This window comes from Micromonospora sp. NPDC048843 (assembly GCF_040649965.1).
GTDB lineage: Bacteria > Actinomycetota > Actinomycetes > Mycobacteriales > Micromonosporaceae > Micromonospora > Micromonospora hortensis.
The window spans coordinates 1-10,280 of record NZ_JBEZGJ010000218.1 but is presented as its reverse complement, the minus strand read 5'-3'; the positions used below and the strand labels follow the sequence as shown (position 1 = coordinate 10,280).

Annotated in this window: 10 protein-coding genes; 6 read left to right on the top strand and 4 right to left on the bottom strand. The window is 71.5% G+C overall.

The genetic code is table 11. The features are described 5' to 3' along the window. Window positions 1-487: 487 nt before the first annotated feature. The 4 genes from AB0C20_RS32225 to AB0C20_RS32210 all read left to right on the top strand — a co-directional run bounded on the left by AB0C20_RS32225 (window position 488) and on the right by AB0C20_RS32210 (window position 4,694). Window positions 488-1,903 (top strand): PhoH family protein, encoded by a 1,416-nt coding sequence (locus tag AB0C20_RS32225; protein ID WP_357188351.1) that lies wholly within the window; start codon window positions 488-490, stop codon window positions 1,901-1,903. 278 nt (window positions 1,904-2,181) lie between these two features. Next, window positions 2,182-2,859: a lytic transglycosylase domain-containing protein gene (locus AB0C20_RS32220; RefSeq protein ID WP_238684420.1), complete on the top strand. Its 678-nt coding sequence runs from the start codon at window positions 2,182-2,184 to the stop codon at window positions 2,857-2,859. A 106-nt stretch (window positions 2,860-2,965) separates the two neighbouring features. After that, entirely contained in the window at window positions 2,966-3,619 is a 654-nt protein-coding gene (locus tag AB0C20_RS32215; protein ID WP_357188348.1) for a rhomboid family intramembrane serine protease, read from the top strand. Window positions 3,620-3,725: 106 nt separating this feature from the next. Further along, a complete protein-coding gene (locus AB0C20_RS32210) occupies window positions 3,726-4,694 on the top strand; it encodes an NAD(P)/FAD-dependent oxidoreductase (protein WP_357569396.1) in 969 nt (322 codons plus the stop codon). A gap of 53 nt (window positions 4,695-4,747) precedes the next feature. Here the strand turns inward: AB0C20_RS32210 and AB0C20_RS32205 are convergent, their stop codons facing one another. Then, the gene (locus tag AB0C20_RS32205) at window positions 4,748-5,734 is read right to left on the bottom strand and encodes a DMT family transporter (RefSeq protein ID WP_357188346.1); all 987 of its coding nucleotides are present in this window, start codon (window positions 5,732-5,734) and stop codon (window positions 4,748-4,750) included. Further along, window positions 5,731-6,762, bottom strand: a complete 1,032-nt coding sequence (gene glpX / locus AB0C20_RS32200; RefSeq protein WP_091394313.1) for a class II fructose-bisphosphatase — start codon at window positions 6,760-6,762, stop codon at window positions 5,731-5,733. Before glpX ends, AB0C20_RS32205 begins: the two co-directional genes overlap by 4 nt. A gap of 159 nt (window positions 6,763-6,921) precedes the next feature. Between glpX and AB0C20_RS32195 the strand changes: the two genes are divergently transcribed. Both AB0C20_RS32195 and AB0C20_RS32190 read left to right on the top strand, forming a co-directional pair. Continuing rightward, window positions 6,922-7,569: a DUF4245 domain-containing protein gene (locus tag AB0C20_RS32195; protein WP_357188344.1), complete on the top strand. Its 648-nt coding sequence runs from the start codon at window positions 6,922-6,924 to the stop codon at window positions 7,567-7,569. 204 nt (window positions 7,570-7,773) lie between these two features. Next, window positions 7,774-8,619 (top strand): hypothetical protein, encoded by an 846-nt coding sequence (locus tag AB0C20_RS32190; RefSeq protein WP_357188340.1) that lies wholly within the window; start codon window positions 7,774-7,776, stop codon window positions 8,617-8,619. A 43-nt stretch (window positions 8,620-8,662) separates the two neighbouring features. On the opposite strand, the gene AB0C20_RS32185 is transcribed toward AB0C20_RS32190, so the two are convergent. Together AB0C20_RS32185 and xseA are read right to left on the bottom strand one after the other, a co-directional pair. Then, complete coding sequence (locus AB0C20_RS32185) at window positions 8,663-8,884, bottom strand: exodeoxyribonuclease VII small subunit (RefSeq protein ID WP_030328827.1); 222 nt, start codon at window positions 8,882-8,884, stop codon at window positions 8,663-8,665. 45 nt (window positions 8,885-8,929) lie between these two features. Beyond that, the gene (gene xseA, locus AB0C20_RS32180; protein WP_357569394.1) at window positions 8,930-10,186 is read right to left on the bottom strand and encodes an exodeoxyribonuclease VII large subunit; all 1,257 of its coding nucleotides are present in this window, start codon (window positions 10,184-10,186) and stop codon (window positions 8,930-8,932) included. Between the last annotated feature and the right edge of the window lie 94 nt (window positions 10,187-10,280).

Genomic DNA, 10,280 nt, shown 5'->3' with positions numbered 1-10,280 from the left:
CGTGACGCGCTGGAGCTGATCGACGTCGAGTACGACGTCCTCGACCCGGTGATCGACGCGCGTCGGGCGTTGGAGTCGGACGCGCCGCTGATCCGGCCGACCGGCGCCACGAGCGCGGTGCGTCGTCCGCGGCGGACACGCACCGTCGGGGTCACGTCAGACCGGTGACGGTGGCCCCACCCGGCCGGGATGCGCGCAGGGGGCATGCATCCCGGCCGGTTCCGCCGCGTTCGCGACAATGCCTTTCGGCTGGTGCGGGCGTCGACGGAGCCCTGTTCACGAGCGCGTCTTGGGAGATCCACGTTCGGCCCCTAGCCGGGAAGGTCCGGCGGGGCTAGCGTCTAGGCATGGCACGGGGTTCTCCCGAGCCAGCCGGTCCGCCCGGATCTGCGACCTCGCGCATGGGGTTCCGCATCCGACCCCGTGTCCCCGGGCACCGGAGGAGGCGGAACACGGGTGGCGGGTGCCCATCCGTCGGAGCAGGCCTGTGACGACTCGCCGTACCATCGCCGGTGCCGACCAGACCCCGGCCGCGACTGCCACGCCCCGCCGAGCCGCCAGGAGCCGCCGTTCGGCGGCCGCCGCGCCGGCCGACCCCAAGGAGCCGCGACCAGCCGGCCAGGCCTTTGTCCTGGACACGTCGGTGCTCCTCTCCGATCCGGCGGCGTTCCACCGGTTCGCGGAGCACGAAGTGGTGCTACCTCTGGTGGTCATCACCGAGCTGGAAGGCAAGCGGCACCATCCGGAGCTGGGCTGGTTCGCCCGGCAGTCGCTGCGGATGCTCGACGACCTGCGGGTTCGGCACGGCCGACTCGACCGCCCGGTGCCCGCCAACGACGTCGGCGGCACCCTGCGGGTGGAGCTCAACCACACCGACGACGGCGTCCTGCCGCCCGGTTTCCGCACCGAGAGCAATGACGCCCGGATCCTCTCCGTCGCGCTCAACCTCGCCGCCGAGGGGCGGGAGGTGACCCTGGTCAGCAAGGACATGCCGTTGCGTGTCAAGGCTGCCTCGGTGGGTCTGCGTGCCGACGAGTACCGCCACGGCCAGGCCAGCGACCCGACCTGGACCGGTATGTCGGAGATGCAGTTGAGCGAGGAGCAGATCGGCCAGCTGTACGGCGGCGAGACGCTCGACCTCGACGAGGCGGCCGGGCTGCCCTGCCACACCGGTCTGGTGCTGCACTCGGGGCGCGGCTCCGCGCTCGGTCGGGTGCTGCCGGACAAGTCGGTGCGTCTGGTCCGGGGCGACCGGGAGGCGTTCGGGCTGCACGGCCGCTCGGCCGAGCAGCGGATCGCTCTCGACCTGCTGTTGGACGAGTCGATCGGGATCGTCTCACTGGGTGGTCGGGCCGGCACCGGAAAGTCGGCACTGGCGCTCTGCGCCGGGCTGGAGGCGGTGATGGAGCGCCGCCGCCACAAGAAGGTGATCGTGTTCCGCCCGCTGTACGCCGTCGGCGGCCAGGAGTTGGGCTACCTGCCGGGCTCGGAGTCGGAGAAGATGTCGCCGTGGGCCCAGGCGGTCTTCGACACGCTCGGCGCGGTGGTGCACGAGAACGTGCTGGAGGAGGTCACCTCGCGGGGCATCCTGGAGGTGCTGCCGCTGACCCACATCCGCGGGCGCAGCCTGCACGACGCCTACGTGATCGTGGACGAGGCCCAGTCGCTGGAGCGCGGGGTGCTGCTGACAGTGCTGTCCCGGATCGGGCAGGGCTCCCGGGTGGTGCTCACCCACGACGTTGCCCAGCGGGACAATCTGCGGGTCGGCCGGCACGACGGGGTGACGGCTGTCATCGAAGCGCTCAAGGGTCATCCGCTCTTCGCGCACGTCACCCTCAGCCGTTCGGAGCGATCTCCGATCGCCGCGATGGTCACGGACCTACTGGAGGACATCCCGATCTGACGGATGTTATGTGGGCTTTTGTCCGCATTCTTGGTGTGGCGCAGATCACAAACGGCCTGGTTGGTTTCCCATCAGCCTCACTGTGCGCAATCGTGTCCCACGAGCGTCCATGCACCACCGGAATCGTCGGCGATCGTTCGTCTTCGAGACGGACGACATCGGCGAAGGTCGGTGCGTCGGCGCGACCGGCAACCGGTCGGGGCGCTCGTGGCACGGCTGACGGCCCACCTGTGGTCTGCGCCGCGCCACGTCCTTGCTCCCGACGAAGGGACCACTTCGTGAGTCGGCTGTGGAGCCGGTTGGGCGCCCGTACGGCTGCTGTAGCGCTGCTCTCCGTGGGCGTTGCCGGTGGCTTCTACCTGGGCGAAGACCGGGAAACCCAGCAACAGGGTCTGACCGAGCAGGTCAGCCTCGAGGTCGACCGGGCCGACCTCGCGTACCAGCGCGAGCGGCAGGCCGCCCACCAGGTGCAGTTCTCCAAGCAGCGGGCCGCCGAGTACCAGGCCAAGCTGCGGGCGAAGCAGGCCGCCAAGGAAGCCGCCGAGCGTGCCCGCCGGGCCGAGGCCGCCGCGGCGTCCCGCAAGCGCGAGCGCGCCGCCGCCAACGCGCCCGCCAAGCCGTACGACGGGCCGATCCCGGCGTCCTGCGCCGAGTACAGCGGCAACCGCAAGACTGGCTGCGCCCTGATGATCAGCGCGGGTTTCGGCATCGCCGAGTTCCCCTGCCTGGAGAAGCTCTGGACCAAGGAGAGCGGCTGGAACCACAAGGCCAACAACTCCTCGTCCGGTGCGTACGGCATCCCGCAGTCTCTGCCGGGCAGCAAGATGGGCTCCGTCGCGTCCGACTGGCGGACCAACCCGGCCACGCAGATCAAGTGGGGGTTGGGCTACATCAAGGGCAGGTACAAGACGCCCTGCGGCGCCTGGACCTACTTCCAGAACAACAACCACTACTGACGGCTCTCGAAGGCGGGGCAGGTGGCTCTCCACTCGCCCCGCCTTCGCGCGTACCCCGACGGGACGTGAGTGGCGGTCGGCCGCTTTTGCTGATAGCAGTTGTGGAGTGACCCTGCACCCGTCAAGCGGCGACCCCTACCGGTTCGGCACCGAGGCGTTCTACGCCGCGCTCGGCCGGGCGTTCGTCGCCATGTGCGCGGTGGTCCCGTTCCTCTTTCTCATCGAGGCCGTCGACCAGGGGCTCGAGTTCGGCCTGGACGCCACCGCCGGCATCATCCCGCAACGCATCGACGGGCTCGACGGGGTCTTCTTCTCCCCGTTCCTGCACCACGGCTTCGACCACCTCTACAGCAACAGCATCCCGCTGATCCTGCTGGGCACCTTCGTCCTCGCCGCCGGCGCCCGCCGGTTCCTCTGGTCGACCCTGGTCATCATCCTGGTCAGCGGGCTCGGCGTGTGGTTCACCGGCTCACCCAACTCGGTGGTGGTCGGCGCCAGCGGCGTCATCTTCGGCTACCTGGGCATCCTGCTCACCCGGGGCATCGTCGAGCGCAGCTGGTGGAACTTCGCGGTCTTCCTCCTTGTCGGTCTGCTCTACGGCTGGCAGCTGGTCGGCATCCTCCCCACCGACGAGCGGATCTCCTGGCAGGGGCACCTGTTCGGCCTGCTCGGCGGGGTGGTGGCGGCGATCCTGTTCCGTCGGCGGCGACCCGCCGTGGGCGGCCAGGACTACTCGGGCTCCACGCTCAGCCTGCCCTGAGGCGATTCTCCGGCGCGCCTCTGGGACGTGCTTGCCCGACCGTCACCGCCCGCTTACGGTCGAGATCAGCACGCGTTGATCCGTGAGCGGAAAGCGACGGTACGCCATGCGCGAGGTCGATGTCGCCGTGATCGGGGCCGGTCCGGCCGGTCTCTTCGCCGCGTACTACGCCGGGTTCCGGGGGCTGTCGGTAGCGGTGATCGACGCGTTGCCCGAGCCGGGCGGTCAGGTCACCGCCATGTACCCGGAGAAGCTGATCCTCGACGTCGCCGGCTTTCCCGCGGTCAAGGGCCGCGACCTGCTGGCCAACCTGGTGGCCCAGGCGGCACCGTTCGGTCCGCAGTACCTGCTCGGCACCCGGGCGGAGAAGCTCGCGTACGCCGACGGTCGCCCGGTGCTCGGCCTGGCCGGTGGCGAGCAGCTCGCGTGCGGCGCGATAGTGGTCACCGGCGGGCTCGGCAGCTTCAGCCCTCGGCCGTTGCCGTGCGCCGACGGCGCCCCCGGCTCGGGGATCGTCTACTTCGTGACCGAGCCGACCGAGCTGACCGATCGGGACGTGCTGATCGTCGGTGGCGGCGACTCCGCGTTCGACTGGGCGCTGGCGCTGCAACCGCTGGCCCGGTCGGTGACCCTTGTGCACCGCCGGGAGAAGTTCCGGGCCCACGCCTCGACTGTCGCCCGGGTGCTCTCCCTGCCGGTGCGGGTGGTGGTCAACGCCGAGGTCACCAGGCTGCTCGGGGACGGCGCGGTAACCGGTGCCGAGGTGACAGTGCGCGGCGGCGCTACCGAGACGCTGCCGGTGGACACCGTGGTGGCCGCCCTCGGCTTCACCGCCGACCTGGGCCCGCTCGCCGAGTGGGGGCTACGGCTGGACCGCCGGCACATCCTGGTCGACAGCGCGATGGCCACCAACCTGCCCCGGGTCTTCGCGGCGGGCGACATCACCGAGTACCCGGGCAAGGTCCGGCTGATCGCCACCGGCTTCGGTGAGGCGGCAACGGCGGTCAACAACGCGGCGGTCGCCATCGACCCGAGCGCACACCTCTTCCCCGGGCACTCCTCCGACGCCGGCTGACATTCGTCATCGAGGGCGGAGCGGCGGTCACTGACGAGGTCGGCCCTCTGCCGTCACACGCGGACATCACGTCGGCGGGCGGGTGGCGCCAGCGCGGCGATCAGCACCGCCACCATTGTCAGCGCCGCGCCGAGCAGGGTGTTCACACCCGGGTGCGAGGCCGCCGTGGGGAGGATCAGGTCCAGCAGGACGGCGCCCACGATCTGCCCGGCGATGGTGGCCAGGCCGAGCAGCAGAACGCCGGTGAAGCGGACGATCGCGGCGGCGATCGCGATGAACACGATGCCGATCGGGCCGCCCAGGTAGAGCCACGGTTCGGTCGGCAGGTGGCCGCCCGGCCAGCCGCGTACGGCGATGTCGATCGCGAACGCGACGAGCAGGGTGACGGTGCCGACGGCGAAGTTGACGAGCGTGGCGGTCAACGCACTGTCGGCCGCCGCGCGGACCCGGCCGTTGACGGCCTGCTGCCAGGCGATACCCACCCCGGCGAGCAGCGGTAGCAGAGCCAGCGCCAGCGCACCCGGGTCACCCAGACGGTCGCCGACCGCCAGGCCGACCGCCAGCACTGTGAGCACCGCTCCGGCCAGCCGCTGCCTGGTGATCGGCTGCCGGCCGGTCGGCCCGATCCCGGCCCGGTCCACGGCGAGGCTGCTGCCGGTCTGACCGGCGACCACCGCCACGGTGAAGACCGCCACGCCCAACGTGCCGATGGTGAGGCCCTGGGTGGCCACCAGGAAGGCTCCGCACATCCCGCCGAGGCACTGCCAAGGCCGCAGCGTGCCGGCCCGCAGGGCCCGCCGTGTCGCGACCAGCCCTCGCCGACCACCGGGGGTCGCGGGCACCAGGACCAGCAGCACCAGCAGGCCGATGCCGAACGAGACGACGGCGGCGGCGAAACCGTCGTCGAGGCGTACCCCGAGCTCGCCGTTGATGCGCGACTGCACCGCCACAGCGACCCCGGAGGCCGACGCCAGCGCGACGCCGGTGATCCGGCGGGCGGCCGACAGGGTCTGCGGGGTCGCCGTGTCGGCGGCTGTCACTCCTGCTCGGCCAGCGGACGACCGTCGAAGTCGACAGCGGAGTAGAGCGCCAGCTTCTCCAACCGGTGGTACGAGTCGATCACCCGGATGGTGCCGCTCTTCGAGCGCATGACGATCGACTGGGTGTACGCGCCGCCCGCCCGGTAACGCACCCCGCGCAGCAGGTCGCCCGAGGTGACCCCGGTCGCCACGAAGAAGCAGTTGTCGCCGGTGACCAGATCGTCGGTGCCCAGCACCCGGTCCAGGTCGTGCCCGGCCGCGATCGCCTTCTCCCGCTCCTGCTCGTCGCGCGGCCACAGCTTGGCCTGCATCGCGCCGCCCATGCACTTCAGCGCGCACGCGGAGATGATGCCCTCCGGGGTGCCGCCGATGCCCATCAGGACGTCGACGTCCGACTCACCCCGGGCCGCCGCGATGGAGCCCGCGATGTCGCCGTCGGAGATGAACCGGATCCCCGCCCCGGTCCGGCGGATCTGCGCGACCAGGTCGTCGTGACGGCTCCGGTCCAGTACGCAGACTGTCACCTCGGAGACGTCGGTGCCCTTGACCTTGGCGATCCGGCGCAGGTTCTCCGCCACACCGGCGTTGATGTCGATCACGTCGGCGTACGCCGGCCCGACGGCGAGCTTCTCCATGTAGAACACGGCGCTCGGGTCGAACATCGCACCGCGCTCGGAGACGGCGAGCACCGCCACCGCGTTCGGCATGCCCTTGCTCATGAGTGTGGTGCCGTCCACCGGGTCGACGGCGACGTCCACCTCCGGGCCCGTGCCGTCGCCGACGTGTTCGCCGTTGAAGAGCATCGGGGCGTTGTCCTTCTCGCCCTCGCCGATCACCACCACACCGCGCATCTGGATCGAGTTGATCAGCTTGCGCATCGCGTCGACAGCGGCCCCGTCGCCGCCCTCCTTGTCGCCCCGACCGACCCACCGGCCGGCGGCCATCGCCGCAGCCTCGGTGACCCGGACCAGGTCGAGGGCAAGGTTTCGGTCGAGATCCTGCGGGATCCGCGTCCTGGTGTTCGTCATGACGGCTACTCCTCCTCGCGACGGTGCGGGGACGGCCGGCGGCGGGGAGGCCCCCACTGCCGGCTTTGTCGCTGATCCTCACACGATGGCCGACCGGGCGTCGGCGCGGGGCGGTGATGGCCCGGATACCGCCGGTCGGGCGGCTGCGAAGATAGTGGGGTGGAACCCGCACAGCCAGCCGACCGCGTACCCGCCGACAGCACGCCGCCCGACGGTCAGCCGCCGGCCGACGTCCCCGCCGGCCGCGGTGGTGAGCCCGCCGCGACCGACCCGACCCCACCGCCGCCGGCGGTGTCCGGCAAGTCCGAGCGGTCGCCGAAGGACATGGCGATCTCGCTGCTGGTGCTGCTCGTCCCGATCGCGCTGCTGCTGGCGTTCTACCGGGGATTCCTCGGCGGCGACCAGGCCACCACAGTCGATCCGGCGCCCGCCATCGAGCAGGCACGTTCGGCGAACGTCTTTCCGGTGAGCCAGCCGCAGGGGCTCGGCGCCGACTGGAAGACGGTCAGCGCCCGCTACCAGGCCGTCGAGGGCGGTGTGAACCTGCGACTCGGCTACCTCACGCCGGAGGGGCGGGGCGTCCAACTGCTGCAGAGCAGCGTCCCGGCGGACCGTCTGCTCCCTGCCGAGCTGACCAGTCAGAGCCAGCCGCAGGGCCCCACCGAGCTGGCCGGGCGCGCCTGGCAGCTCTACACGGCCCGGGGGAACCAGCAGGCGCTGGTCCTGCTGGAGCCGACCCGCACGGTGATCGTCGTCGGCGACGCCCGGGACAACGAACTCCGCGAACTGGCCGGCTCGCTGCGCTGACCGGACCCGGTGGGGTGGCCCGCCGGCGTCGAATCTGGGCAACAGGCCCGAAGGGTGATTGTCCGACCGGTCGACAGGGAACAAAGAGGGGGTGATCCGGGCGCGCTGCTCGGCCCGGGTCGCGCGACGCAGCCGACGGTGCTGCTGCGTCGCCCGGTTTCCGGCGCCGCCCAGGTCGTCGGGTGACCCCCTTGGGAGACACGTATGACTGTTCGACGACTCGGCGCCGGCCTGGTAGCCGCCGCTCTGATCACGCCCGCACTGGCCGCCTGCGCCAGCGGAACCGGCACCGCCGGATCGACTCCGTCCCCGACTGTGAGTGCGTCCGGCACGGCGAGCCCGTCCGGTGCCCCGGTGGCGGGTGACGCCAAGCAGGCCCTGCTCGACTCCACCAAGGAGATCAGCAACGGGAACTTCCGGTTCACCCTTGCCGGCGCCGGCTCGACGGCGGAGGGGCTCGTGCACCAGCCGAGCCAGAGCGCGGCGATGAAGATCGCGATCGGTGGCCCGTCGTCCGACCTGGCGATGAAGCTCGACGTGGTCCACTTCAAGCCGGACAGCTGGGTCAAGCTGGAGCTGACCGGCCCCACCGCCGACAGCCTGCCCGCCATCAAGCAGCTCAACCTCGGCAAGTACCAGCACCTGGACCAGAACCGGATCAAGGGCAACCGCAACCTCGGCTTCGACTTCGAGAAGGTCGACCCGGCCGGTAGCGCGGTGCTCACCCAGGGCATCACCGAGGTCCGCAGCACCGGCACCGGCGCGTACGCCGGCACCATCGACGTCACCAAGGCCGCCGAGGCGGGCTCGTTGAACGCCGCCACGATCGCCGCGCTGGGCACCCAGGCGAAGACCGTCCCGTTCACCGCGAAGGTCGACCCGCAGGGCCGGCTCAGCGAGTTGGTGCTCCAGTTGCCGGCCGCCGGGCAGACCGCCGCCCAGGAGATCAAGATGACCTACTCCGACTACGGCGCCGCCACCGCCGCCCAGAAGCCGCCGGCGGCCCAGGTCGTCGAGGCACCGGCCGAGCTGTACAGCCTGTTCAACTGACGTACCGAGGTGGGGCGGCTCCGGCCGCCCCACCGGCGGTTGGTCAGGAAGCGGGCTCCTGCCGGGCGGCGTCGATCCGCGCCCGCGCACCATCCAGCCAGCGTTGACAGATCACCGCCAGCGCCTCGCCGCGCTCCCAGAGCGCCAGCGACTCCTCCAGCGACGTGCCGCCGGCCTCCAGGCGCTCCACCACCGAGGCCAGCTCGGCGCGGGCCTGCTCGTAACTGAGCCGCTCGTCCGGCCCGGCCTTCGTGTCATCAGTCATCGCGTTCATCTCAGCACACCACTCCCCACCGCGCCTCGTCGCCACTCAGCCATCGACGGTGGCGGCCAGTTCGCCGTCGGCCAGTCGTACCCGCAGCGGGTCGCCCTTGCCGACCTCCGCCGCCGCGCGGACCACATGGCCGTCCGCGCGCTGCACGATCGCGTACCCCCTGTCGAGGGTGGCGGCGGGGGAGAGGGCGCGCAGCCGCGCGAGGGTGTGCCGCAGGTCATCCTCGGCGGCCCCGAGCCGGTGCTCCAGGCAGCGGCCGGCCCGCTGACGCAACGCGGTCAGCTCGGTCGCCCGATGCTCCACCATCACCTGGGGCCGGGCCAGCACCGGCCGGGAACGCAGCCCGTCGAGCCGGTGCGTCTCCCGGTCGACCAGGTTGCGCACCGCCCGTTCGAGGCGGTGCCGGGCCTGACCGATGAGGCGTACCTCCTCGGTGAGGTCGGGGACGACCCGCTTCGCCGCGTCGGTCGGGGTGGAGGCGCGGACGTCGGCGACATAGTCGATCAAGGGCGCGTCCGTCTCGTGGCCGATCGCGCTGACCACCGGCGTACGACAGCCGAACACCGCGCGGCAGAGCGCCTCGTCGGAGAAGGGGAGCAGGTCCTCGATGCCGCCGCCACCTCGCGCGATGATGATCACGTCGATGCTCGGGTCGGCGTCCAGCACCTTGAGCGCGTCGACGATCTGTGGCACCGCGGACGGGCCCTGCACTGCCACGTTGACAGTCCGGAACTCCACCGCCGGCCAACGACGTCGGGCGTTCGTCAGCACGTCCCGCTCCGCCGCCGACGCGCGACCGGTGATGAGCCCGATCCGGCCGGGCAGGAACGGCAGTCGACGCTTGCGCGCGCGGTCGAAGAGCCCTTCGGCGGCGAGCAGCTTCTTGAGCTTCTCCAGTCGGGCCAGCAGTTCCCCGAGCCCCACCTGGCGAATCTCGTCGGCCCGCAGGCTCAGCGTGCCCCGGGCGGCGTAGAACTCGGGCTTGGCGTGCAGCACCACACGTGCGCCCTCGCGCAGCTCCGGCGCGCCGGAGTCCAGGACGTCCCGGTTGGTGGTGACGGTCAGGCTCAGGTCGGCCGACGGGTCACGCAGGGTGAGGAAGACGGTGCTGGCTCCCGGGCGGCGGCTGATCTGCGCCACCTGCCCGTCCACCCACACCCAGCCCAGCTTGGCGATCCACGCCCCCACCTTCTGGCTGACCACCCGTACCGGCCAAGGCTCGTCAGCGCTGCTGGCCCCGCCGCCGCTGCCCCCGCCGCTTCCGCCGCTTCCGCCGCTTCCGCCGCTTCCCACCCGCCCACCCTCGCTCACCCGCCCACCCTACGGACCTCCCCGGTGATCAAGAGGTTTGCGTCGGCGCTGGGCGCGTTTCTGACGCAAACCTCTT

Coding starts and splice junctions, on each gene's coding strand:
- AB0C20_RS32210 (WP_357569396.1), top strand. CDS start 3,726: ATGCGCGAGGTCGATGTCGCCGTGATCGGGGCCGGTCCGGCCGGTCTC.
- AB0C20_RS32190 (WP_357188340.1), top strand. CDS start 7,774: ATGACTGTTCGACGACTCGGCGCCGGCCTGGTAGCCGCCGCTCTGATC.
- glpX (WP_091394313.1), bottom strand. CDS start 6,762: ATGACGAACACCAGGACGCGGATCCCGCAGGATCTCGACCGAAACCTT.
- AB0C20_RS32185 (WP_030328827.1), bottom strand. CDS start 8,884: ATGACTGATGACACGAAGGCCGGGCCGGACGAGCGGCTCAGTTACGAG.